The organism is Rufibacter sediminis, from assembly GCF_014269285.1.
Lineage (GTDB): Bacteria > Bacteroidota > Bacteroidia > Cytophagales > Hymenobacteraceae > Nibribacter > Nibribacter sediminis.
In genome coordinates, this window is the sequence record NZ_JACOAF010000008.1 from 274,706 (window position 1) to 299,367 (window position 24,662).

Annotated in this window: 24 protein-coding genes; 15 read left to right on the forward strand and 9 right to left on the reverse strand. The window is 51.9% G+C overall.

The features are described from left to right. Nucleotides 1–256: 256 nt before the first annotated feature. Both fsa and H7U12_RS03960 read left to right on the forward strand, forming a co-directional pair. On the forward strand, nt 257–931 hold the full coding sequence (gene fsa, locus H7U12_RS03955) for a fructose-6-phosphate aldolase (protein ID WP_186633192.1): 675 nt from the start codon (nt 257–259) through the stop codon (nt 929–931). Nucleotides 932–1,398: 467 nt separating this feature from the next. Further along, nucleotides 1,399–1,590, forward strand: a complete 192-nt coding sequence (locus tag H7U12_RS03960) for a hypothetical protein (RefSeq protein WP_186633195.1) — start codon at nt 1,399–1,401, stop codon at nt 1,588–1,590. Nucleotides 1,591–1,714: 124 nt separating this feature from the next. Here H7U12_RS03960 and xylE read toward each other — a convergent pair whose 3' ends face one another. From xylE to H7U12_RS03975, 3 genes are read right to left on the reverse strand one after another with little or no spacing between them, the layout of a single operon-like run. After that, nucleotides 1,715–3,166, reverse strand: a complete 1,452-nt coding sequence (xylE, locus tag H7U12_RS03965) for a D-xylose transporter XylE (protein ID WP_255897360.1) — start codon at nt 3,164–3,166, stop codon at nt 1,715–1,717. An 11-nt stretch (nt 3,167–3,177) separates the two neighbouring features. Next, nucleotides 3,178–4,509, reverse strand: coding sequence for a xylose isomerase (xylA, locus tag H7U12_RS03970; RefSeq protein ID WP_186633198.1), 1,332 nt, complete (start codon nt 4,507–4,509; stop codon nt 3,178–3,180). A gap of 29 nt (nt 4,510–4,538) precedes the next feature. Continuing rightward, nucleotides 4,539–6,020 carry a xylulokinase gene (locus tag H7U12_RS03975; protein WP_186633201.1) on the reverse strand — a complete coding sequence of 494 codons (1,482 nt, stop codon included), beginning with the start codon at nt 6,018–6,020 and terminating at the stop codon, nt 4,539–4,541. Between the two features lie 385 nt (nt 6,021–6,405). On the opposite strand from H7U12_RS03975, the gene H7U12_RS03980 reads away from it, so the two are divergent. From H7U12_RS03980 to H7U12_RS03990, 3 genes are all read left to right on the forward strand, one after another. Then, complete coding sequence (locus tag H7U12_RS03980) at nt 6,406–7,425, forward strand: LacI family DNA-binding transcriptional regulator (protein WP_186633204.1); 1,020 nt, start codon at nt 6,406–6,408, stop codon at nt 7,423–7,425. A 157-nt stretch (nt 7,426–7,582) separates the two neighbouring features. Continuing rightward, nucleotides 7,583–8,449 carry an MBL fold metallo-hydrolase gene (locus H7U12_RS03985; protein WP_186633207.1) on the forward strand — a complete coding sequence of 289 codons (867 nt, stop codon included), beginning with the start codon at nt 7,583–7,585 and terminating at the stop codon, nt 8,447–8,449. A gap of 372 nt (nt 8,450–8,821) precedes the next feature. Further along, a complete protein-coding gene (locus tag H7U12_RS03990; RefSeq protein ID WP_186633211.1) occupies nt 8,822–9,148 on the forward strand; it encodes a hypothetical protein in 327 nt (108 codons plus the stop codon). Between the two features lie 106 nt (nt 9,149–9,254). On the opposite strand, the gene hrpB is transcribed toward H7U12_RS03990, so the two are convergent. The 3 genes from hrpB to H7U12_RS04005 all read right to left on the reverse strand — a co-directional run bounded on the left by hrpB (nt 9,255) and on the right by H7U12_RS04005 (nt 13,017). Continuing rightward, the gene (hrpB, locus tag H7U12_RS03995) at nt 9,255–11,807 is read right to left on the reverse strand and encodes an ATP-dependent helicase HrpB (protein WP_186633214.1); all 2,553 of its coding nucleotides are present in this window, start codon (nt 11,805–11,807) and stop codon (nt 9,255–9,257) included. Between the two features lie 135 nt (nt 11,808–11,942). Then, on the reverse strand, nt 11,943–12,434 hold the full coding sequence (locus tag H7U12_RS04000; RefSeq protein WP_186633217.1) for a YciE/YciF ferroxidase family protein: 492 nt from the start codon (nt 12,432–12,434) through the stop codon (nt 11,943–11,945). A gap of 277 nt (nt 12,435–12,711) precedes the next feature. Further along, the gene (locus H7U12_RS04005; RefSeq protein ID WP_186633220.1) at nt 12,712–13,017 is read right to left on the reverse strand and encodes a hypothetical protein; all 306 of its coding nucleotides are present in this window, start codon (nt 13,015–13,017) and stop codon (nt 12,712–12,714) included. Nucleotides 13,018–13,348: 331 nt separating this feature from the next. Between H7U12_RS04005 and H7U12_RS04010 the strand changes: the two genes are divergently transcribed. The 4 genes from H7U12_RS04010 (at nt 13,349) to H7U12_RS04025 (ending at nt 17,073) form a co-directional block, all read left to right on the forward strand. Further along, nucleotides 13,349–14,266 carry a lytic transglycosylase domain-containing protein gene (locus H7U12_RS04010; RefSeq protein ID WP_186633223.1) on the forward strand — a complete coding sequence of 306 codons (918 nt, stop codon included), beginning with the start codon at nt 13,349–13,351 and terminating at the stop codon, nt 14,264–14,266. A 186-nt stretch (nt 14,267–14,452) separates the two neighbouring features. After that, entirely contained in the window at nt 14,453–14,998 is a 546-nt protein-coding gene (locus tag H7U12_RS04015; protein WP_186633226.1) for an RNA polymerase sigma factor, read from the forward strand. After that, nucleotides 14,995–15,606 carry a cupin domain-containing protein gene (locus tag H7U12_RS04020; RefSeq protein ID WP_186633229.1) on the forward strand — a complete coding sequence of 204 codons (612 nt, stop codon included), beginning with the start codon at nt 14,995–14,997 and terminating at the stop codon, nt 15,604–15,606. The genes H7U12_RS04015 and H7U12_RS04020 overlap by 4 nt, the downstream gene beginning before the upstream one ends. A 93-nt stretch (nt 15,607–15,699) precedes the next feature. Beyond that, nucleotides 15,700–17,073 carry an FAD-binding protein gene (locus H7U12_RS04025; protein WP_186633233.1) on the forward strand — a complete coding sequence of 458 codons (1,374 nt, stop codon included), beginning with the start codon at nt 15,700–15,702 and terminating at the stop codon, nt 17,071–17,073. Nucleotides 17,074–17,202: 129 nt separating this feature from the next. On the opposite strand, the gene H7U12_RS04030 is transcribed toward H7U12_RS04025, so the two are convergent. After that, on the reverse strand, nt 17,203–17,394 hold the full coding sequence (locus H7U12_RS04030; RefSeq protein ID WP_186633236.1) for a cold-shock protein: 192 nt from the start codon (nt 17,392–17,394) through the stop codon (nt 17,203–17,205). 489 nt (nt 17,395–17,883) lie between these two features. Here H7U12_RS04030 and H7U12_RS04035 point away from each other — a divergent pair, with 489 nt between their 5' ends. Further along, nucleotides 17,884–18,060, forward strand: a complete 177-nt coding sequence (locus H7U12_RS04035; RefSeq protein ID WP_241749106.1) for a cold-shock protein — start codon at nt 17,884–17,886, stop codon at nt 18,058–18,060. Nucleotides 18,061–18,404: 344 nt separating this feature from the next. Continuing rightward, nucleotides 18,405–18,803 carry an NUDIX hydrolase gene (locus tag H7U12_RS04040; RefSeq protein WP_186633242.1) on the forward strand — a complete coding sequence of 133 codons (399 nt, stop codon included), beginning with the start codon at nt 18,405–18,407 and terminating at the stop codon, nt 18,801–18,803. A 272-nt stretch (nt 18,804–19,075) separates the two neighbouring features. Here H7U12_RS04040 and H7U12_RS04045 read toward each other — a convergent pair whose 3' ends face one another. Further along, nucleotides 19,076–20,374 carry a DEAD/DEAH box helicase gene (locus H7U12_RS04045; RefSeq protein WP_186633245.1) on the reverse strand — a complete coding sequence of 433 codons (1,299 nt, stop codon included), beginning with the start codon at nt 20,372–20,374 and terminating at the stop codon, nt 19,076–19,078. Nucleotides 20,375–20,771: 397 nt separating this feature from the next. On the opposite strand from H7U12_RS04045, the gene H7U12_RS04050 reads away from it, so the two are divergent. Genes H7U12_RS04050 through H7U12_RS04065 form a run of 4 tightly spaced genes read left to right on the forward strand, consistent with a single transcriptional unit; the run spans nt 20,772 to nt 23,306 of the window. Next, entirely contained in the window at nt 20,772–21,215 is a 444-nt protein-coding gene (locus H7U12_RS04050) for a hypothetical protein (protein ID WP_186633248.1), read from the forward strand. Between the two features lie 5 nt (nt 21,216–21,220). Beyond that, entirely contained in the window at nt 21,221–22,306 is a 1,086-nt protein-coding gene (locus tag H7U12_RS04055; RefSeq protein ID WP_186633251.1) for a toxic anion resistance protein, read from the forward strand. Continuing rightward, nucleotides 22,306–22,482, forward strand: coding sequence for a hypothetical protein (locus tag H7U12_RS04060; protein WP_186633254.1), 177 nt, complete (start codon nt 22,306–22,308; stop codon nt 22,480–22,482). Before H7U12_RS04055 ends, H7U12_RS04060 begins: the two co-directional genes overlap by 1 nt. After that, nucleotides 22,479–23,306 (forward strand): hypothetical protein, encoded by an 828-nt coding sequence (locus H7U12_RS04065; protein WP_186633257.1) that lies wholly within the window; start codon nt 22,479–22,481, stop codon nt 23,304–23,306. Before H7U12_RS04060 ends, H7U12_RS04065 begins: the two co-directional genes overlap by 4 nt. Nucleotides 23,307–23,418: 112 nt before the next feature. On the opposite strand, the gene H7U12_RS04070 is transcribed toward H7U12_RS04065, so the two are convergent. Next, complete coding sequence (locus tag H7U12_RS04070) at nt 23,419–24,498, reverse strand: COX15/CtaA family protein (protein WP_186633260.1); 1,080 nt, start codon at nt 24,496–24,498, stop codon at nt 23,419–23,421. Between the last annotated feature and the right edge of the window lie 164 nt (nt 24,499–24,662).

Here is a 24,662-nt window from a genome sequence, read left to right on the forward strand (position 1 = left end):
GAATTCAGTAATCAATTTGGTAATAGTGATTGGTAATGCTTAGTCGTTATTTGTCTTATTATGTTAATTATTAGCGATATTTTTCAGCAAAGAAATCAATAGAGATTTAAGGCTTCTTTTTGGAAAACAGTCCTAAAATTGCTATAATTGTCAATAGTACATTTATTGTATATCCTACCTGATACTAATTTTTGTAAATAGAGTCAGACTAAAGCTATAAGCTTGAGTATAAGATAAAAACCTAAAACCATTTACTATGAAGTTTTTCATTGACACGGCCAACTTGGCCGATATTAGAGAGGCCCATGATTTGGGTATTTTGGACGGTGTGACTACTAACCCGTCATTAATGGCGAAGGAGAACATCAAGGGAGTGCAAGCTACCCTTGACCATTACAAAGCCATCTGTGAAATTGTGGACGGAGACATCAGTGCCGAAGTTCTTTCCACGGATTTTGATTCCATGATTGAGGAAGGAAATACTTTGGCGGCGCTGCACCCCAACATTGTGGTAAAGGTTCCCATGATCAAAGACGGTCTGAAAGCCATCAAGTATTTCACTGACAAAGGCATCAAAACCAACTGTACGCTGGTCTTCTCGGCCGGACAAGCGATTTTGGCCGCCAAAGCCGGCGCTACGTACGTGTCGCCATTCTTGGGTAGGGTAGATGACATCGGCTGGGATGGGGTACAGCTGATTGAGCAGATTGCCAACATCTACGCGATTCAAGGATACGAAACACAGATTCTAGCCGCCTCTATCCGTAGCTCTATGCACATTGTGAAGTGTGCCGAAGCCGGTGCTCATGTTTGCACTTGTCCGCTGGAGCCCATCCTGGGACTTCTGACGCATCCGCTCACCGCCAGCGGATTGGCTAAATTCGTAGCCGATGCCGAGAAGATGAAGGAAATCATGCAGGAGCAGGCGTAAACGGCACGTGAGGTCATCCTCTGGATGTTTTTCAACTGAGATCTATTCAGAAGAGGACCTATGCCACCCAAGAGTAAAACAAAGAAAAAGCGGGCTTGAAAGAGCCCGCTTTTTCTTTGTAAGACAGTCTCCATTTTACGCCTGTTTTAGCAAAACGAGGCAAAAACATTTCCCGGCGGATTATGGGTGACTTACTGTTCTGCTTGCTTCTGTCAATCTGATAGCGATTCTGTTTCAAGGCTGATTTCCTGAAAACACCCTTAAAATGCAGCACTTGTTCTGTAAGTCACAGGTAAGAACCCAGGCAGTTGATGTATGTATGTCCACATTCAATCGGGAAATTAACTGTGTCGGGCTTGTTGGTGAAAACACCAACAAGGGCGGCGAATTAACGTTGAACAAGCGATGGAGATTGAGCGAACGAGTTGATTATTCTTGTGCTTTACGAAAAGGTTTCTCTATTGGGAATGGAAACAGACAGAGACAAAACCTCGGGAATCATCTTACTTTCTCGTGCTCAACAATGGATGGAGGATGAAGCTTTGAGACTTCATCCAATATTTGAAAGAACAAGCTTGGTCGCTCAAGCGAGCCTTTGGTTTAATTCAACTGCACTGTTTGGATTAACTGCACTGCCTGACATCTGGAGTAAAAGTTAGAAATGATCACGCAGGAATATAAAACTGCAGGAAATCCGGAGTAGTTGTTTGAAAGAATGATGCAGGAACACAAAAAAGGCTGCCTTTTACAAGGCAGCCTTTTACATTTTTAACTAAATGACGGTTATCTTTTAGAAATAAGGGTAGGTTGCTCCTGAGAGTAGGAGGGCTTGTTCATCCACAAGGCTTCCATGTCTTCCAGGGTTCTGCCTTTGGTTTCGGGTACCATTTTCCAGACGAACAGCAGCGACAGCACGCTCATAACGCCATAAAAGCCGTACGTGAATGCGCCGCTGTATTCCATCATGGAAGGGTAAGTGGCAGAGATGAAATAATTGGCTGCCCACTGCGCCGCTACGGCCACGGCCACGGCTTTCCCCCTGATCTTGTTCGGGAAAATCTCCGAGATCAACACCCAGCAAATTGGTCCCCAGGACATCATAAACGAAGCCGTGTAGAGGATGATGAACACCAACGTACTGATGCCGATGATCTCATAGAAGGAGAGCGCCGCAATGGCAAACATGCCAATCGCCATACCAATGGAACCTACCATCAGCAACGGCTTTCTTCCCCAACGGTCCACAGTGAGAATGGCCAGTACGGTGAAGAACACGTTTACCACACCCATCACTACCGTTTGCAGCATTGAAGCGTCTTTACCGGCACCCATGCTTTCAAAAATCCGTGGGGCGTAGTACAAGGCCACGTTTATTCCCACAAACTGCTGGAACACCGATAGCAGAATACCAATGATGATCACCGTTTTCCCATAGGAAAGAAGTTTGCCCGAATGGTGCTCTACCGTGTTCTTGATGTCAGCAAAGATCTTTTTGGCACTGGCCGCTCCGTTGACTTTCGTCAGGATCTTAAGTGCCTCTTCGTCTCTGTTGACCATGCTCAGGTATCTGGGCGATTCCGGAACCAGGAACATCAGCAGGCCAAACAGCCCCGCCGGGATAGCCTCAGACAGGAACATGTAGCGCCAGCCCACGGTATCCAGCCATTCGCTTGATTGGCCGTTGGAAATTCCCCAGTTCACAAAATACACCACCAGCATACCAAAGATAATGGCGAACTGGTTCAGGGATACCAAGCGGCCCCTCAGGTTGGCCGGCGCTAACTCACCAATGTACACCGGGCACACGGCGGAGGCTAAACCAACCCCAATGCCCCCAATGATCCGGTAGAAGTTAAACATGTACAGCAGCCCCATGGTGGGCTCGCCCTCCTGAAAGAACAGGAACTCTGGATACCCAGACCCGAGCGCGGAGAGTAAAAACAGCACCGCCGCAATGATCAAGGTTTTTTTCCGACCCATTCTGGAGGAAAAGACCCCGGAGATGGCACCTCCAAGAATACAGCCAATCAAGGCACTGGAGATGGTCACCCCGTGTACCCAGGTGCTTAACCCTTGGCCCGTGATCAGATACGCCTGCACAGATTTCTCCGCACCGGAGATCACGGCGGTGTCATACCCAAAGAGCAATCCACCCAAGGTGGCAATCAATGTAATCCCAGCGATGTAAGGAATATTCTGCCCCGCTGTATCTTGTCCGTTCGTTATCTTACTCACTGGGAACCTGCTTAGATAAACTTGTTGATAAGGTTCTCCAGGTACTCCTGACGACCGCTTTTCGCCGCTGGCTCACCTTGCTCAATGGCGTAAGCACGCAGGTCTTCCAGGGTCAACTTGCCTTGCTCAAACTCCTGGCCTTTGCCGCTATCATAAGAAGCGTAACGCTCTTCTCTCACTTTCAGATAATCAGATTTCTGCAGGATGTTGTCAGCAGTGATCAACGTACGCGCAAACGTATCGGCTCCGCCGATGTGGGCATGGAACAAATCAGCCGGATCGGTGGAGTTTCTTCTGATCTTCGCGTCAAAGTTCACGCCACCGCCTTGCAAGCCACCGGCCTCCAGGAAGATCAGCATAGACTCGGTCAGCTCGTTCAGGTTGTTCGGGAACTGGTCGGTATCCCAGCCGTTCTGGTAATCACCACGGTTGGCATCCACTGAACCCAATACACCGGCATCGGCGGCTACCTGCAGCTCGTGCTGGAAGGTATGGCCCGCCAGGGTGGCGTGGTTCACCTCGATGTTGATTTTGAAGTCACCCAACAGGTCATGCTGACGCAGGAACCCGATTACGGTAGCGCAGTCATAGTCGTACTGGTGCTTGGTTGGCTCCATCGGCTTGGGCTCAATGAAGAATGTTCCTTTGAAACCTTGCGCGCGCGCATAGTCTTTGGCAGAATGCAGGAAACGGGCCAGATGCTCTTGCTCGCGTTTCATGTTGGTGTTCAACAAGGTCATATAGCCTTCACGACCTCCCCAGAACACGTAGTTTTCACCACCTAAGGCAATAGTAGCATCCAGAGCACCTTTCACCTGCGCGGCGGCGTGCGCCAACACATGGAAATCTGGGTTAGTAGAGGCACCGTTCATGTAGCGGCTGTGCGAGAACACGTTGGCCGTTCCCCAAAGCAATTTCACGCCGCTTTCGGCTTGTTTCTGCTTCGCGTATTCTACCATGGTCTGCAGACGACGGTCGTTTTCGGCCACGTCATTGCCATAGTCTACCACGTCCACGTCATGGAAGCAATAGTAGGGCATGCCCAGTTTGGTGATGAACTCAAAAGCGGCATCCATTTTAGCCTTGGCGCGCGCAATCACATCAGAACTCTCGTCCCAGGCGAAGTTCAGGGTAGGGCCGCCAAACGGATCAGATCCGTTCGCGTTGAACGAGTGCCAGTACGCTACTGAAAACTTGAAGTGTTCTTTCAGGGTTTTGCCCGCTACCACGCGGTTCTCGTCATACCAGCGGTACGCTAAAGGGTTATCAGACTCTGGACCTTCAAACTTGATTTGTCCAATGCCTTGGAAATATTCTTTGTCGCCTAAGGTTAGATTTGCCATGAGGTTAAAAATGTATGTAAGAAAAAAGATTAGTTACTCAGTTGTTTTAGCAATAAAGCTTTCCAGTCTTGGTAAGCCGCTTCGTAGACCTGGGTCTGGGTGGGTTCAATTACCCTTAAACGTTCAAAACGGCTAAAGGCTTCCTCCGCCGAAGTAAAAGTTCCGGCTCCTATGCCGGCTCCCAGGGCGGCGCCCACGCTGCCGTCGTTCTGGTACAACTCCACCGGCACGCCCGTTGCGTTCACGAAAGCCTCCGAGAACAGCCCGCTCAGGAACATGTTGGCGTTTCCGGCCCTGATCACGCTGGGGTTCATGCCGTTCTCCCGCATGATGTCCAGACCGTAGCGGAACGTAAACGCGATACCTTCCTGCACCGCCCGGAAAACATGGGCCTTGGTGTGTAAGTTGAAGTCTAGGTTGTGGAACTGCGCCCCAATGATGCGGTTGTTGAACACGCGCTCGGCCCCGTTCCCGAAGGGGAAAATGCGCAGGCCGTTGCTGCCAACAGGCGTTTTAAGGGCTTCCTCGTTCATCTGCGGGTAGGAGAGGCCCTGCCCCATGTTTTCCTTCACCCAGCTGTTCATGATGCCCGTGCCGTTGATGTTCATGAGCACGCCCACGCGCTTGGAATCTGGCGCATAGTTCACGTGCGCGAACGTGTTCACGCGCGACTGCGGATCATACACCAGTTGGTCACTCACGCCGTAAATCACGCCCGAGGTACCAGCCGTAGCGGCTACTTCACCGGGATTGAGCACGTTCAAGGAAAGCGCGTTGTTGGGTTGGTCCCCAGATTTATAAGCCACCGGAATGCCGGCCTTCAAAGACAAAGCCGAGGCAATCTCCGCCTTTACCTCGCCGTGCGAAGAAAACAAAGGCCGCACCTCCGGGATGATGTCCGGGCTGAAGCCGAAGTAATTCATCACATCCTGCGACACCTCATCATTCTGGAAATCCCAGAAGATTCCCTCAGACAGCGCCGAAACGCTGGTGGTGATCTCTCCGGTCAGTTTCATGGCGATGTAGTCGCCGGGCAGCATGATCTTGTGAATTTTGCTAAACGTTTCGGGCTCGTTTTCCTTTACCCAGGCCAATTTGGCGGCGGTGAAATTCCCTGGGGAGTTGAGCAGGCGCGAAAGGCTTTGCTCCTGACCAATGTGCTCCAGCGCTTTCTGGCCGTAAGGTACCGCGCGGCTGTCGCACCAGATAATAGATTCCCGCAAAACTTCTTGGTTCTGGTCCACAATCACCAACCCGTGCATCTGGTAGGCAATGCCAATGGCACCAATGTCCTGCGGGTTATATGCTCCCGAGGCGTTCGCTTTCTGGATGGCCTGCTGCGCATGTTCCCACCACATCTCCGGCGACTGCTCGGCCCAACCGGGTTGCAGGGAGTTTATTTTTGACTCGGTTTCCGGATATTGGGCAGAAACCAGGCTTTTCTGCGTAGCCGCATCCACCACAGAAACTTTGATGGAAGAAGTGCCTACGTCTATTCCTAATAAGAGCATAAAGTGCTTGGTAACAGAATGATCAATGTATAACGAGGGTAAGCAGATATGTCCATCCTTCAGGAGGAAGAACCCACTTAATGCCAACGTTGGCATAAGTTTAAGCTTATTTTTCGAGAATAGAAAATAATAGGCTCAGAATCCGTGTTTTTTTGCAAGTTTGATCAGCGAAATTCTTCTTTGGCAGAGGTAGACCGGCAGTTAAGTCTTTTAGACAGAACAATTTGCTGTGAACGGCTCTTTGAACGTGCTGCTGCACTCAAAAATAGGTCTACCGTTTTGGGGCTGTTTTGGTGAAATCGTACTGATAAAGCAACATATTTTAAATAGTTTTAAGAACTTTAAAGCGGAGAGGTAGAAAGATGATGCCTGCCCCACAGATACCTTGAAGAAAACAACCATACATGATATTGCCCGCGAGTTAGACGTAACCTTTTCTACGGTAGCGCGGGCCTTAAACGACCATCCGGCCATTAGCGCCGCTACCAAGGCGGCCGTGTTGGAGACGGCCAAGCGGCTCAATTACCAGCAGAACAAACTGGCTTCCTCGCTGCGGTCTGGCCGCACCAACGTCATCGGGATTATTGTGCCCAGTTTGGATACCAGCTTCTTCAGCTCGGTAGTGCACGGTCTGGAGAAGGTCATGAATGAGAACGGGTACAGCATGCTGCTGTACCAAACCGGCGAATCGCTGTCGCAGGAGCAGAAAGGCATTGAGACGTTCCTGCAGTCCCGGGTAGACGGCATCATCTCCTCGGTTTCCGGCGAAGTGGAAATAAAGGAATTTTACGAGCAGATCAGCAAACGGCAGGTGCCGCTATTGTTTTTTGACCGCGCCATCAATGAATTGCCCGTGCCTTCGGTCACCATTAATGACTACCGGGCGGGTTTTCTGGCTACCGAACACCTCATTGGGCAAGGCTACAAAAACATTGCGCACCTCACCTCAGATCAAAACCTGACCATTTTCAAGGAGCGTTTCAGAGGCTACCGCGATGCTCTGCAACGGTACAACCTGCCGGTCGATGAGAAAATGATCTTCAAGGGAAAGTTGTCGCTGGAGTTCGGGAAAGAGTCGGTGCAGCAGATGCTGGACAAGCAGATGAACTTTGACGCCGTCTTTGCGGCGGAAGATTATACGGCCATGGGCGCTCTGCAGCTGTTGCTGGAGAAAGGCTACAAGGTGCCGGAGGAGATCGGGATCATGGGTTTCGCGAACGAGGCGTTTGGCGCTTTCGTGACGCCTTCCCTGTCTACGGTGGACCAGCAAACCATCCGGATGGGGGAGGAGACCGCCCACTTGTTTTTGAAACTCATCGGCAGCAAAGATTATTACGGCACCACGCCGGAGCGCATCGTGCTGGACCCCATTCTGCTTCCCCGCCGTTCTTCGCAGCCAGATTAAGAACCATCGGTTCCTAATTAATATGGAGTTGAGACGTCTTGAGGTTTGTCCCTGGTGAAAATACTATGTAAAGTAGAGGTGTCCTTTTCAGTTTCTAGCTAAACTGCTACGAGGATAGGTGGGGATTGCGCGAAACTTACTTTACTTTTGTATTTCTATGGGGTTGATCATTTCGTCATTGGCATCGGGGAGTAATGGGAACTGCTATTACATTGGGAATGAGCAGGAGGCAGTGTTGGTGGATGTGGGCATTTCCTGCCGCGAAACTGAACAACGCATGAAGCGGCAGGGGCTGTCCATGGACAAGGTGAAAGCCATTTTCATCTCCCATGAGCATTCTGACCACATCAAAGGGTTGCCGGTGCTCTCTAAGAAATACAACCTGCCGGTGTACATCACGGCGGCTACCCTGCGCGGGCTTCGGTTTGGCTTGCAGGACCAGTTAGTGAACTCCTTCTCGGCTTACGAACCCGTCCAGATCGGGGGCCTTGCGGTCACGGCGTTTCCCAAGTTCCATGATGCCGCAGATCCGCATAGTTTCATCGTTTCGTGCGGGGGCATCAACGTAGGCGTTTTCACCGACATCGGGACGCCCTGTGACCACGTGATCCGGCAATTCCAGCAATGCCACGCCGCTTTTCTGGAAACCAATTATGATGAGGAGCTTCTGGACAAAGGCTTTTACCCGTACCACCTGAAAGTGCGAATTAGAAGCAACCATGGGCACCTTTCGAACCGGCAGGCGCTGGCGCTGTTCACGGCCTACAAACCGGCCTTTATGAGTCATGTGCTGCTGGGCCACCTTTCCAAACAAAACAACTGCCCCCAACTGGTGGAAGAGCTTTTCACCAAACACGCCGATGGCACGCAAATAGTAGTAGCCTCCCGGTATGAAGAATCAAAGGTGTATATCATTGACGGACCTCCGGTTAGTGTGGCCGTTTCTCCAGTGAAATTCCCAAAAGTGGTGGAAAAGATGAAGCCGGTGAAGAGAACCGAACAGCTTTCTTTGGATCTGTTCTGAGGCGATCCGGCCCAAAGCCGCTCACCTGTTTTTAGGTTGTTTTCCCAAAAACAGGTATAAAACGCTCGTGGCTGAGGAACGCTTTCTTTATATTAAGAGCGTTCCTGAGTCATGAGCGTTTTAGGTGAATTGGGTTTTCGGTCTTCAGGGAAATCATCTTGTGCTACTGCGGAAATGAGATGGACTTCACCGCCACGAAGCTGCAATTAAGAAGGCAGGATGTGAATTTCTATTGCAACAAATTGACATTCACCAGGCAAATAGCCATTCCTTGGAGTTCTTCCATTGCATTTCTTGCACATTTTTGTAAACCCTAGAAATGCTTCCTACGTTTTGATACTCATGTACCACAAATTATAATCTGATAAAACTATGGACGCATCAAGCATCAAAGAAGCCGCTGATAACTACAACCCAGACCATAAAGAAGGACCAGTAGCTCGTAGCATTGAAGAGTATACTGCCAAGTTACCTTCTGACCTTTTCCTATGGGCCGCCCTTGGTTCAATGGCGGTATCGGCTACCCTGAAAGTTATGAAGAAGGATGACGAAGCGCTGTTCGTTGGACAGTGGCCAGCTCCCTTCCTGCTGTTAGGCCTTTACAACAAATTAGTAAAAGTAAAAGGCTCTGATGGCGAAAAGGATGGTCCAGAGCGTCCGGCCGGAGCAAACGCTCAGGTGAGAAACGCCGGAAAATAATCCAGCACAGCCTAAAAACAAGAAAGGGGAAGCTTCGGCTTCCCCTTTCTTGTTTTTAGGCTGTTTTCTGAAAAACAGCGCGAAAACAGAACTCCATAATTGCCGGTCAGGAGGACTGCGGCCTTTTCTTCGTGCCTCTGGTGGGTGGAGCCGAGAGCGGGTCATCGGGCCAATGGTGTTTGGGGTAGCGTCCCCTCAGATCTTTCCGTACCTCGAAATACCCCGTGCTCCAGAAGCTTTTCAGGTCCCGCGTTACCTGCACCGGGCGCGAGGCGGGCGAGAGCAAATGCATCAGCACCGGCACCTTGCCACCCCCCACGCGGGGCGTGTCCAGCATCCCGAAGACTTCCTGCAGCCGCACGGCCAACACCGGGGAGGTCACCTCTGAGTAATCTACGCCAATGCGCGATCCGCTGGGAACCTCCAGGTGCGAAGGAGCCAGGCGGTCCATCTCCTGCCGTTGCTCCCAAGAAAGATCAGCGAGCAAAATCTCCTTGAAATCCAGCCGGGCCACTTGGTCCAGGGTTCGTAAACCTACCAGATGCGGCAGCAGCCACTCTTTCATCGTTTCTTCCAACTGGGAAACTGAAACATCGGGCCACTGGTCCGGGGAAAGCTGGTGCAGAAAAGCCAGGCGCTGAAGTGTTTTCTGCGCTTCGTCTGACCACGGCAGCCGCTCCACGCCTTTCTCCTGTAACGCCTGTAAAAGGGCCTCCGCTACCAGCTCCTGATTGGGGCTGGTGAGGGGAAGTTCCTCCAGCGTCAACGCTCCCATGCGGGTCATCTGCCGGGCAATTACTTTCTCCGTGACGGCATCCCAGCGGACTTCCTCCACCCGCTCCAGTTGATGGGCGAAATGAGTGAGCAGCTCTTCTTTGGAAACCGGCGCCGCTGATAAAACCCTGGGTCTTGATCCAAGCTCCATGTGGGCGATGGCGTAAAACTCGGCTTCGCCGAACAACTCCGTCTGCAAAGCCGCCCGCTGCCCCGAGATCAGCCGAATGCGGCCGGAGGTTTCCCGCTGGGCCAGCCGGTCTGGATAGGCGAGGGCGGTTAGCAGACCCGTCGCACCAAAATCAAGCGGTTTTCTTTTTTCCCGGATGCGCTGCCGCAGGTTCTGCGCCTGTTCCCTGATCTTCCGGACGGTGTTGGCATCCACTGCGTAACCCGGCGTGGGTGGCGACTGACCGTCTAAAATCTCCAGGCGCAGGGTTAAGTCCGGGAGCGGATCGGCCCAGGAGATTTGCAGGGGTTTCAGGATATCGCGGTCCGAGAGCAGCGCTGCCAGATCACAGGCAGTAGTTCCCAGCCCCAAGGCATGGCCTCGTACCACCAAATGGCCTAACCGAGGCGAAAGGCCCAGGGCCGCCAAGGCTTTTCCGTGCGCGGTGGCTTTCCCGTTTTGGTCCAGCGCCTCCAGCCGGATGAGAAGATCACGGGCCAGGGAGAGGGCGGCGGCGGGCGGCGTATCCAGCCACTTCAGATCAGTGGCTTCCGGCGCTCCCCAGATGGAGAGTTCCAGGGCCAGGCCCGTGAGGTCCGCTTCGCAGATCTCCGGAGTTTGGCGGTCGGCGAGTTGCAGTTGATCCGCGGAAGACCACATCCGGTAACAGATGCCGGGTCCTAATCGGCCAGCGCGGCCCCGGCGCTGGTCGGCGGCGGCACGGGAGACCGGAATAGTGGCCAACGTGGTGAGCCCAATGCGGGGGACAAACTTGGGCACGCGCGCATAGCCGCCGTCAATGACCACTTTCACGCCCTCAATGGTCAAACTGGTCTCCGCGATGCTGGTGGCCAACACGATTTTGCGGCGACCGGCCGGGGCGGGGCGGATGGCGGCCAGTTGTTGGGTAAGGTTCAGGTCGCCGTGCAACAGGTGCAGGTCTATGATAGAGGCCAGTTTTCCTTCCAGGGCCTGGGCCACGCGGCGCATCTCGCCCATGCCGGGCAGGAAAACCAAGACGTCACCGGTGGGTTCCTGCTCCAGGGCTTTTCGGATAGATGTTGGTAAAAGGGCCGTTAAACGCTCGGCGGGTCTCTGTCCGGCCGAAGCCATCTCGGCGGGGGAGAGATAGTGCGTCTCCACCGGAAACTGGCGGCCCTCGCTTTTCACCACGGGGGCTTCAAGCCAATTTGCCACGGAGGCCGCATCCAGGGTGGCGCTCATCACCAGCAATCGCAGATCTGGCCGAAGCACCGCCTGGGCATCAAGGGCAAGCGCCAATCCTACATCGGCCTGAAGGCTGCGTTCATGGAATTCGTCAAAGATGATGGCGGCAACTCCCTCCAGCCCGGGATCGCTCTGGAGCAGGCGCGTGAGAATGCCCTCGGTCACAACCTCAATGCGGGTTTTATCAGAGACGATGTGCTCCATCCGGACCCAGTAGCCCACGGTCTGGCCCACTTCTTCGCCCAGCAGATCTGACATGCGCTGGGCAGCGGCCCGCGCGGCTAACCGCCGAGGCTCCAGCATGATGATTTTTCCACCGGTGCGCCAGCTGGCTTCCAGCAGGGCCAGAGGAACGAGGGTGGTTTTACCGGCTCCGGGCGGCGCCTCCAGCACGGCGCGGGAGTTGGTCTCCAAGGCGGTCAGCAGCCGGGGCAGGGCTTCTTTGACCGGTAACTCAGGTAAGGAGGAAAGGATAGCGGTAGGTGACATGTCCCTTCAAATTTCCGGATTATTCCGTTAACTCCCTTCCAGTGCCGCTCTTTTTAGCCTATTTTGGTCAAAATGGCCTTAAAATAGGAAAGCCTGCTCCTAAGAGCAGGCTTTCCTGTTGATGGTTTACAAAAGCTATTCGGCTTTCTCGTTGATGTAGCTCTTGGCCAGGTCATTCAACAGGGTATCGGTTTTTTGCTCTTCTTCCAGGGTTTGTCTCAGAAGCTTGGCGGCTTCTGCGTGGCCCAGGCGCTCCGCGAAGTGAGCGGCTGTTCCGTAACCAGCAATCTCGTAATGCTCCATGCGCTGCACAGAGGCAATGAGGCCCGCATCTTTCACCTCGGGGGTTGCGTCTTCCTCAATGGTTTCTTCGCCTTCTTCCACCAGGCCTTCCATGGCTTTGCACTTCATGCGTCCGGGGCTGGTTCCTACTAATTCGCACACCTGCTCCAGACGGTCTTTCTGCGCTTTGGTTTCCTCCAGGTGGGTTTCCAGCGCCTGCTTCAGCTTCTGGTCTTCGGTGGCTTTGATCATCTTGGTAAGCGCGGCAACGCCTTGTTTCTCTGCGCTATATAGGTCTTTGAGTTGGTGCTCAAAAAGGTCTTCCAGTGTTTTTAACTTAGCCATAGTTTTATAAAGTCAGTTAGTTTGTATTTACTAACGTCTATACGCGGAGGTCTAGATTGGGTTAAGAAAGAAAGGGGATTTAACACCGTAAAACCTTTCTTCCGCTAGGGTCTACGCAAGCCGCTGTTCCTCTCTTTCACTCGGTTCCAGACACGTACTTCCTGACTCCCAGAACTTTTCTTCTCTGAAGGCGGCGTTACGTTTCCCTGCAAAAGAATGGGAAGATTTGAGCAGGATACTCCTAAGCAAGAGTCAATGCTCGGACCACAGCGGGTGGTTATAGATCCTGCTCCCGGGGTTTCTGCAGGAAAAGGAAAAAGATGGGCACGAATAAAAGCAGCGTCAACAGGATGGTACTGCTGAAGGCCACCACATCTCCCTTCTGCTCCCGGCTCCAGGGCAACAGCAACCAATTCAGATGCAGAATAAGTAACCCGATTAACCCTCCGCAGGCAAAAAGTACTTTTTCCTGAAGCGAAAGAGCGTTCTGGGCTGCTTGGTTCTTGACGAAGAGCAGCGAACACAGGATGACCCCTATAAGGACAAGGATCAAGATGCAGTAGAGGATGATTAGCTTTTCCATGAAGTAAAGTTTCTCTTTTACTATTACCTCAGGGTAAAGTCTGGTTTATCAATGTGTTATAAGATGCACAATGCCCTTCGGCCTTACGTCTGCTCCTGGTCTGATCTGTTTTCAGCTTGTTTTCCGGAAAGAAGGTCTAAAACGAGGAGTTGGTTCAGGAGGCGTTCTTTCCGGCGTTTAATTCCCTTTCCTCCAAAATTTTTGGAACGTATCTTGTACTCTGGACAGCCGAAAGCACGTAAAATGTGAACAGAAGAATACGTGGGATACACGAAAAGAGGTCGGGGAGGGGTTATCTATAGAGCAACAACCGGCCAGAAAGGAGCAGCGCATGACACATAACATTTGGAAATACCTTGGCGGACTGGGCTTTATCGCCATTACCCTGAACCTGTGCAGCCAGCAGACCTTTTCCGGCGGCGGGGCCACCGGGGAAGGAACCGGCGCCACGTTTACCCGCGGGAGCGTCATCAAAGCCCCAACCTTGCCTTCGGCCTTATCATTTGCCGGAGAACCGGTTCCTTTGGAGGTACCCGATGTGGCCGAGCGGCTGGACCGGGAACTGTTGGTAAATTCCTACCTGCAGGCCACCACCTTGCTGGGGCTCAAGCGCATGCAACGGTACCAACCCGAAATTGAGCGTCTGCTCAAGGAAAATGACGTGCCCGCCGACTTTGTGTATCTTTCTCTGGCCGAGAGCCTGTTCAGTCAGGTAACGTCACCAGCCGGGGCTTCCGGCTTCTGGCAGCTCATGCCCGATACCGCCCGGGGCTATGGCTTGCTGGTTAATGCTGAGGTGGATGAGCGCTTTCACGTGGAGAAATCTACGCTGGCCGCCTGCCGTTACCTGAAATCGGCGAAAAAGAAATTCGGCTCCTGGACCAATGCCGCCGCTGCCTATAACCGGGGAGTGGGCGGAATTGACCGAGCCCTGGAAAAACAGAAGGTGAGCTCGTATTATGATCTGTACCTGAACGATGAAACATCCCGGTATATGTTCCGCATCTTGGCTTTGAAGGAAGTATTGGGTAATCCGGAGAAATATGGCTTTGAACTGCCCAAGGAGCAAGGCTATGACGTTCTCCCTACCCGTTCCCTGACGGTCACCTCTACTATTCCAGACCTGGCCCAATTCGCGGTGGATCAGGGCACCAATTACAAGACCCTGCGCCTGTATAATCCCTGGATTAAAGCCTTCAAACTGACCGTTGCTCCCGGAAAGCAGTTTGTGCTGCAGCTGCCAAAATAAGCGGTAAGTTTCATCTTCTACCGTCACTAGCCATGGGTGAAGAAAGCCGTGGGGTACTTTCCTGCCTCTAAGCTGACCATGAGGTAAATCCTGGTGTCGTTTGGGGATCAGTCTTCCTTGGTGTATCTTAGAGTCGTCTTCTTGCAGGTGGCATCAGGGGAGACCAAACGTTAACAGAAGAGATGTATGGCGGCAAATAGGTTGGGGGTAGCGGAGGAGGAACACCTGATTCAGGCGATCAGGATGGGGAAACAGGAAGCTTTCGGGCTTTTATACGATGCGTACGCCCCCGTTCTGATGGGCATGATTTCCCGCATGGTTCCCCAAACCGAGGTGGCTGAGGAGGTGTTGAAAGAGACATTCCTGACCATTTGGTCCCGCACCCATATTTTCGATCCCTCCCAATCCAGGTTTCTTACCTGGGCGCTGGCCATTGCCCGGGGGATTGCCCTGGAAGCACAGCGAACCGGCAAATACGGGCACCTGATCCCGAATGCCGGGGTAGCGCCCAGATCACCAGAAACGGAACCCCTAAAGAACCTGCCAGAAGCAAAGCTCGATCAAGAAGCCTTTTGCCAGCTGGAGCCCCAAGAGAGAGCCATCATTGATTTAATTTACCTGAAAGGGTACAGTTGCCCCCAGGCGGCCGAGGCCTTGGGAATTTCAGAAGAACTACTTAAAAGGCAATTGAAACTGGCCTTCAAACACATAGGAGCGGAGAAAACAGCATGAACCCCATTACTGACTTTATTGAATCCGGGATTTTAGAGCTGTACGTCATGGCCGCTACCTCGCCAGAAGAAACCCTGGAGGTGGAACAGATGGCCGCTGCTCACCCAGAAGTGCGGCAAGAGATTGAAAGCATCCGGCAGAGCATAGAAGCTTATGCCTTGGCCCATGCTGTGGAGCCAAGACCTACCATCAAGCCGCTGGTGCTAGCCACCATTGACTACATGGATCGCCTGCAAAAAGGAGAAGCCGTCACCTCACCGCCCAACCTCACCCCAGACTCCAAGCCAGAGGACTACGCGGCCTGGCTTTCCCGCCCCGACCTACAGGTTCCTTCCTATGCTGAGGACATTTACGTGAAGATCATCGGGTACACGCCCAGCGCCACCACTGCTATTGTCTGGCTCAAAGACATGGCCGAAGAGGAAATTCACCACGATGAACTGGAACTCTTTCTGATTTTGGAAGGTACCTGCACCATCACGGTGGAAGAACAGGAAAACTACCTGTCTCCCGGCGATTACTTTGCCATTCCGCTACACAAGCGCCACATGGTGAAGGTGACCTCGGCGGAACCCTGTAAATGTATTCTTCAGCGGTTGGCGGCGTAGGGGAAAGCGAAGAAAATCTCGTGACATTTTGGTATTGAATACTTCTGTCTAGCCCATTTTTGGGCCGGAGTTACTAGAATTTATATCTGCAGTATGCGCAAAAGATCTGTATTAAAAGCTGCCTTGTTTTTGACCAGTGGCGCCCTTTTCATTCATTCTCTTGCCAGAAGGGCAAAATTCGTTTCTAGGCTTAAATCAAAAAAGAAGCAAAAAAACTGGGCGGGCAATCTGACCTACAGTACCGAGGCAGTCACGTATCCTTCTACAGTTCCTGAAGTGCAGAAACTTGTCAAGAGTTGTGTTCGGCTGCGTACTCTAGGTTCTCGCCACTCCTTCAATCGCATTGCTGATAGTAAAGAGAACTTGATCTCCCTCCAGAAAATGGATGCTGTAGTTTCTCTGGATAAAGAAGCGCATAAGGTAACTGTAGAAGCAGGAATGCGCTACGGTGAACTCTCATCCTTTCTCCATGAAAATGGCTATGCCGTACCCAATATGGCTTCCTTACCGCACATCACCGTGGTTGGAGCTTGTTCCACGGCGACCCATGGTTCCGGCATCCAAAACGGCAACCTGGCTACTTCCGTCTCTGCGATTGAGTTTGTGAATGCAGCGGGGGAGTTAGTGACGCTCTCCAGAGAAAAGGATGGCGAGCAGTTCAACGGCGCAGTAGTAGCCCTTGGTGGACTGGGTGCCGTGACTAAAATCACCCTTGATCTGGTGCCCACCTTCCAAATGACGCAAGTGGTGTACCGCAATCTACCTATGCGTGCGCTGCAAGACCATTTTGTGGAGATCATGTCGAAAGGGTACAGCGTGAGTTTGTTTACGCATTGGGAAAACCAGTACATCAACCAGGTGTGGGTGAAGAGCAAAGTAGAGGAGGGGCAACCAGCCACTATTGAGCCGGAACTGTTCGGGGCAAAACTCGCCACTCAGAAACTGCACCCGATTGAAGATCAATCTCCCGAGAACACGACAGATCAGTTAGGTGAGATCGGCGAGTGGTACGAGCTTTTGCCGCACTTTAAGATGGGCTTTAAGCCAAGTGCCGGGGCAGAATTGCAGAGCGAGTACTTCGTGGCCATCGAGCATGCGTATGAGGCCATCCTAGCCATAGAGTCACTGCACGAAAAGATCTCGCCGCATCTCTTTGTGTCAGAAATCAGAACCATCAAGGCCGATGAGTTGTGGCTGAGTCCGCAGTACCAGCAGACTACGGTGGCGTTTCACTTTACCTGGAAGCAGGACGAGGAAGTGGTGCTGCAACTCCTGCCGTTGATAGAAGAAAAACTGGAACCCTTCCAGCCTCGGCCGCACTGGGGGAAATTGTTTACCATGTCACCAGCGGTGCTCCAGTCGCGGTATGAAAGGATGGAGGATTTCAGGCAATTGCTGCTTCAGCATGACCCCAAAGGCAAGTTCAGGAATGAGTTCATGGACACGTATGTGTTTGGGGAATCCTGATTTAAACCTCGTCTAAACGTTTTAAGGCCATTTTCTGAAAAACAGACTAAGAACGCCTACACAAACAGGCATAAAAAAGCCTCTCCCAATCGGAGAGGCTTTTCTGTACTGTGTCTTTATAGCTAAAGACTAAGCGCGTTTAACGTTGATAGCGTTTAGTCCTTTTCTTCCTTCTTGAAGATCATAGACTACCTCGTCGTTTTCTCTGATTTCATCTACCAATCCAGATACGTGTACGAAGTACTCCTGATTTGTATTGTTGTCTTTGATAAAACCGAACCCTTTAGAGTCGTTGAAGAATTTTACTGTTCCTTGATTCATATTGTTGTTATTATACATCTAATACCCTCAAAGGTAGAGATAAGTTCAAGGTATCCTAGAAAAAGTAAAATTATATTTTAAAAAGGTTCAATTCAGCTCTGGCGAAGCGTTGGTCCGTAGCTACAAAATGCGTACCTTTGTACCGGAAAGCAATCATTATCTCCTCTCTTACGCCGCAGCTTACGTAGCTGGTCCTAAGTTTTCTGATAATCCTTGAAACCTGAGTTCCAGGTTTTCCCGCCCATTCCCTTTCTTGTCTCTGGGCTACACGTACAAACGCGATCGGTATTTTTTCTGTAATCAGATATTTCACCGGTTTTCTCGTATAAAGAGAAAAGAAAGCGTACCTGATAGAATAGAAGAAAATTGCGCGAGGGCTTTCCGGAAAAGGAGATGCCCGGGATTGCAGACCTTTCGCAGAAGCAAGAGATGGACCTGGGTACATGTTAAATTTAACCGTTGACTATGGCAAGATCACAGAACAGTTTCATGAAGAAACAACTAGAGCAGAAAAAACTGAAAAAGAAAAAAGACAAAGAAGAACGCAAACAAGAGCGTCAGGAGAACTCTACGGGTGGCAAGTTAGAGGATATGATCATGTACGTTGACGAAGACGGAAATTTCTCCTCCACCCCTCCAGAAAAGAAGGAAAAGAAGAAGGAGTAACCTTCTTCCTTCCCCCATCGCCCAGATAACTTTGTACCCTTTGTCTCTCAGCAAAGGGTATACCTATTCCTGCTTTTCCCACTTGTATCAATCCCTGATGTACCGGAAAAGAAGCTCCCTTTCAGAAGTTGACTTCCAGCTTCATCTATCCCTTGTCACTTTGGGTTTCCGAAGAATAGAGGCCTCCCGCGCTTTTCCCTTGTTTTCAGGAAAACAGGCCTGAAACGGAAAGCCGCAGCTGCGGTCATACCTGCGTATTTCCGCCTGAAAAATAACGTCTGGTGGAGGAGAAGCAGACGCAAAATGAGTATATTCATCCATCCGCTTCACGTAACCGAAAAGACATGGAAACCATTGATAAGCTGGCTTGGATCGAAATCAAGGATGGGCAGATTCTGAGTTCCCGCAGCAAAGGGCGCACGAAATTCTACATTCCGGGCGGCAAAAGGGAGCAGGACGAAAATGATTTCACCGCTCTGGCCCGCGAGATAAAGGAAGAGCTGAGCGTGGATCTGGTGGAGGAAACGGTGAACTACTTCGGGACGTTCCAGGCCCAGGCCGATAGTCATGCCCCCGGCGTAGAGGTGAAGATGACGTGCTACACCGGGGCGTACAAAGGCACCATTCAAGCGGCCAACGAGATAGAAGAAGTGGTGTGGTTAACCTACGCTGATCGGGCGAAAGTATCACCCGTGGACCAGATCATCTTTGACTGGCTGAAAGAGGAAGAACTTCTGCACTAACCCCCACAAAAGAGCATTTTAAGATACTCCGTTTCCGGCCTGTTTCCCGAAAAACAGGCATGAAACGGAGTATTGTTTTGTAAAGGATCGGCTTGCTTGCCTCACTGTGTTTGATAAGAAGGAGAAGGCAGGCGAAAAAGTTAAATCGATTACTTTCCTCGTCTTCCTCTGGTTGACCTTCTGTTGTCTTCTTTGACGATGCCGAACGGGTAAATGCCTGCCCTTTTCCCTATGATTCTAAACAAGAACTAAAGGCACAGTGAGGAAGAAACTTACATCGCTTTTTCAATCTTCACCTTCTTGCCCTTCAGTTTCTCCTGCTGCAGGAGCTTCACGGCTTTGTCAAGTTTGGTCTTGGAGACGGCTACATACGCGGCGTTATCCTGCAGTTCAATGCGGCCGAGGTCAGATTTCTCCAGGCCTCCTTTTTGCAGCATCCAACCCACAATGTCTACCTTGTTCACTTTGTCTTTTTTGCCGGCGCTGATGTAGAGAGTTTCCCAGGGAGAGGGTGGGGGCAATACGGCTCTGGCGGGTAATTTCTCTACTGGCGGAATCTTGGACAGATACGCCGGTTTCTCATCGGGGTGCAGGAGCAGGTAACTGGTGCCTTTGGCGTTCATGCGGGCAGTGCGGCCGTTCCGATGGGTGAAGTTCTCCTGGTCCGGCACCTGGAAATGGATGACAAACTCCACCTCGGGAATGTCCAGGCCACGGGCGGCCAGATCGGTGCTCACCAAGGTGCGGTAGGTGCCGTTCCGGAACTTCATCAACGTGCGCTCACGGTCCGGCTGCTCCAGGCCACCGTGGAAGATGCCGTGCGGCAGGTTTTTGCCGCTCAAAAAATCACTTACCGCTTCCACGGTTTCGCGCTGGTTACAGAAAACCATGCTGGAAGCCGTGCCAATGGAACACAACACGTCTAACAAGGCCTGCATCTTGTTGCCTTTCTGCACCTCCACGGTGCGCACCTGCAGATCTGGCGCGTTGCTGGCTTCTTGCAGGTAATTCACCATCACCGGATTTTTGAGTTTGGTGAAGGAAGGAACCTGGGGCATGGCCGTGGCCGAGACCAGCAGCCGTTTGTTCAGGTTTTTCAGTTGCCCGATGATGTAGGCCATGTCTTCCTGAAACCCGTATTCCAGTGATTTGTCAAACTCATCCAGCACCAGCGTCTGGAGCGAGGCAACCGCGAAATTCTCTTCCCGCAAATGGTACGCAATGCGGCCTGGGGTGCCAATCAAGAGCGCCGGCGGGTAGGCCAGGCTGCGTTTCTCAGGATTGGTGGCGTGCCCGCCGTACAGGCAATCTACCTTAAAACCGGTGCCCATGCTCCTGAACACCTGCTCAATCTGCTGGGCCAGCTCCCGCGAGGGGGCCAGAATTAAAGCCTGCACCTCCTGAACGTCGGGGTTCAGCCGGGGCAGAACCGAGAGCAGGTACCCAAGGGTTTTCCCAGACCCGGTGGGCGACAGCAAGATGACATCGCTTTTCTGGGCGGCGGCCAGCGTCTCCTCCTGCATGGGGTTCAGGCGGTCAATCTTCAGGGTATCCAGGATTTTTTGGAGCATACAAGGGGTCGTTTCTGGGGCAAAGGTAACCATTAATCCCGTAGGGCTTCCCCGCTAAAATACCTCAGACGAAACACGATGGGCCAAAGCTGGTAGCCTGACAGAAAATGTCTATCTTGTAACAAGCCGGGGGGCGTTCGTTTTGAGGCCGATTTTCCAAAATCGACCTCAAAACAGGATTTGGTAAGCTTTATAAAAACTGCGCCCAAAATGGTAATATTTGGCTCCGTTCCTCGACCAATAGAAGCCAGGGTATTAGGAAGGATGCTAAAAGCAGAAAGAAAATTGCGCCGGAAAGGCTCCTTTCAAAGAATGACGGGCACAACCTTGGCGCTTTCACGGGCGGCTGCGTATAGAATCGGGCAGTTTTTGCGTTTTTAAAGTAAACAGTAAACGTATGGCACTCTTTTTCGCATTTATACTGGCCGGATTTTTAGGATATATCTATGGCCACCGCATCAGGCCCAACCAGAAACTGCAGCGCACCCTGAAAGAACTTCAGGAGAAATGCCGCGCGGTGCTGGAAGACGAGAAAAAAGGCGTCTACAAAACCATCGTGACCGATCATCAGAAATCGTCTGAGTTGGTGGTGGAGGTGAAGGAGCTGGCCGTGACCCAGGGAGGGCAAGTGAAGGTGCAATACCTGAGCGCCTTCTATAAAAATCCCGAGTTCAGGACCCGCAAAGGCCCCGAGCTGCTGCAGGAAGTACACGGTTTGCTGGGCGAGTACCTGCCCAAAAATGAGATTGAGTGGTTTGAGGTCAACGGCCGCCACCAGAACATCAAAGAGTTTGTCACTGAGTTAGAATCCATTCAGAACCCGCATCCCGCTAATAGATAAACACCATGGAAAACAAGGAAATCGTTTTGTCAGAAAACAAAGAGTTGATTCAGCAGAAAGCGCTGGAGATCTCCAAGACCATAGACCCTACCAAGCCTGAAAGCCTCAGCTCCTTTGGCGTGGAGACGCAGCGCAAACTGGGGTATTATTCCAACGAGCTCCTGACCAAGGTAAAAGCCAAAGACTCAGGCGATGCCGGAGCCGCCATCAATGAACTGCTCACCCAGATCAACATGATCAAGGTAGACGAGACTGAGAAACCCGGTTTCTTCTCGCGCCTTCCGTTCGTGGGCAAAATCAAGGACAAAACCAAGCAACTGGCCAGCCAGTACAACTCCGTGTCTGAGAACGTGGATGACGTAGTGGTGAAGCTGGAGAAAACCCGCCAGAGCGTCCTGAAAGACACTACCGGGCTGGAGGTCATGTTCAAGCAGGTGGTGGAGTACATCCATGAGGTGCGCTCGCTCATTGCCGCCGGCAAGATGAAGATTGAGGAGATTGAGAACGAGCTCATCCCGCAGCTTCAGTCTGAGGTGGAAAGCAGCGGCCAGGACGAACTGGTAGTGCAGCGCCTCGCCGACATGGTGGCGTTTAAAGACCGTTTAGAGAAAAAGGTGCATGATTTCACCTTGTCGCACACCATTGCCACGCAGTCCATGCCGCAGATCCGGATGATCCAGACCACCAATGACGTGCTGGCTCAGAAAATCCAGAACTCCATTGTGACCGTGATTCCGGTGTGGCGCCAGCAGGTGGCTATTGCCCTGGGGCTGGAGAAACAACGCAAGGCGCTGGAAATCCAGAAGAAAGTCACCGATACCACCAATGAGATGCTCCTGAAAAACTCGCAGCTGCTCAAAACCAACGTGGTGACGGCGGCGCAGGAAAACGAGCGCGGCATTGTGGACGTGGATACCCTCAAAAAGGTGAACAAAGACATGGTGGAGACGCTGGATGCCGTGATCAAGATCTCAGAGGAAGGCAGCCGCAAACGGGCCGAAGCCGTAAAAGAGCTGGCTCAGGTACAGGAGGAGCTCAACAGCAAAATTCTGGGTACCTTGGGCAAATCCAAACGAATTGAGATTGAATAATGGCTGATGATCCTTTACATAAAACAGCCCTGGAAAGCGTCCTGACCCAAGAGCAGGACGCCCTTCTCGATCTGTATTTAAACAACCTGGACAATTTCTTCGAGAATCAGAAAAACGCCGAGAAAATCCAGGTTGAAATTGAGACGCTGCACCTTAAAAAGATACTCTCTGAATGATGGATTTCGTGCGATCCCTTTTCGGGATGAAGGAGACCGGCCGTAGGGTAGTGGTAGGCGCCGGCGATGAATTGGGTTTACAGGAAATTGGGTATATCAAAGAATCAAACCGCCGGCTTAGTCAGTTGCAGGACCTGAGCACCCGTTACAAGGGCACGCCCCAGGCTTCCAAGATGAAGGCCGTGTACGAGAAAACCAGGAACATCCACACGTATCTGGTGGCCAAGAAGAAGACCCCGGAACTGGAGGTTTTCCATCTCAAGAACACCGATCACTTCATCAATACCTTTACCGCAATCCTGGACGTGCACCAGAAGCATGACCAGCTGTTGCAGGCTTCCACAGAGTCGTCGGGTACGGTGGAGGCCTCGGTGCAGAAGAGCAAGGCTGAACGGCTGAAGCGCCTGGAAAAAGCCGCCAACCTGCCAGATCTGGTGAAACCGCTCTCCCAATCGGTGCAGTTCTACCACGCCGGCGAGGCCAAGACCGCCGTGCCGCGGCTTTACCTGCCGGATATTTCCATCAATACCGTAGAAAAAGTCACGTATTACACCCAGGGAAAAGGAGAGGAGCTGGTGCCCCGCGAAATAGGCTTCACTTCCTCCAAAGACCAGAAAGACGCTTTCCTGAGTCATATCACCGATAGGCTAGGCTTGAAAGACGCCTCTTACGTGGGCAACGCTCTGGTAACGATCCCTAACAATAATGGCATCACGCCCACCGGCATCGTGCCCATCCTTCACTGGGAAGGTTTCCTCTACGCCCTCAACCTCAACGATTACCGGCTTTTCCCGGTCCGGATTTTCCGGAACGGTAGCAAATAAACGCAGACCCTGTAGAGGCAAGGCATGCCTTGTCTCACGCATTCTGAAACATATTTAAAAATACAAAGGGCAACCCTAAGTGGTTGCCCTTTGTATTACCGCAGCTGGAAAACTATCTTAAAGCGGGTACTTTCTCCGGCTGATGCGCTAACATGGCCGGTACTTGGTAAGCCCGTTGCAGCTGGTGCACCAGCACAACGCCGCAGGAGAAAAGGACAAAGGCCACCACCTGGTGCAGCACTCCCAACAGTACCGGTACCTGCAGCAGCAAAGTGGCAATGCCCAAAACCACCTGAACCAATCCCAGAGAAAGAAGAATCAACGCGAGTCGTTTCGTTTTCAGCGGAATAGCGGGCCGGCTGCTTTTAAGCCAGAATCTGAAAAGGAGGCCCAAAACGCCCACGCCCACCCATCTATGGACAAACTGCATCAGAGAGCCATTTTCCATGAAGTTCTGCCAGGTAAGCACCTCGTGCAGCACCGACGGGTAAACTTCCCCATTCATAAGCGGGAAAGTGTTGTAGTAGAACCCGGCTTTCAGACCCGCCACAAAAGCGCCTAAGACAATCTGGAGGAACAGGAAAGCCAGCAAACCTTTCGCGGAGCGCAGAAAACAGAGGTCTGAGTGCGAACTCCGCTGGTGCTTAAAAGTTAGATCGCCTATGGTCCAAAGGATGGTGCTGATCAGGGCCAGGGCCAGGCAGAGGTGGGCGGCAAGGCGGTAATGGCTCACGTGCGGATTGTCTACCAGGCCGCTTTTCACCATGAGCCAACCCATGGCCCCCTGGCACATGCCCAGAAACAAAATAAACAGCAGCCTTTTCAGAAGCCGGCCGGAGAGTTGCCCCCGCACCAGCCAGAACATGAAGGGAACGATAAATACCAACCCGATCACGCGACCCAGCAGCCTGTGCAGGTATTCCCACCAGAAAATCTGCTTGAAGTCAACTAGAGTCATACTGAAGTTCACCTTCTGGAACTCGGGGAATTGCTGGTATTTCTCAAACGCCACCTGCCAGGCAGCCTGGGTGAGGGGAGGCAAGGTGCCCGAGATGACGTTCCATTCCACTATAGACAGGCCCGAGCCGGTCAGGCGGGTGATGCCACCAATGACCACCATGGCTAGAATGAGCAGGGCACCGGAAAAAAGCCAATAAACAAGGGTTCTGGTAGGAGGAGCTGAGGTGTGCATGCGTGACAGATATAAAGCAGCAAAGCTCCTTCCTTTGGTCAGAAAGAAGAGTGAGCAATTGTAGGGGCAAAACTGATTTATATCAGTGTTCAGTTCTGGCAAATAGCAGGGGCATAATAAGCGGGAGGGTGTTTAGGGGCTGTTTTCCGGAAAACAGCCCCTAA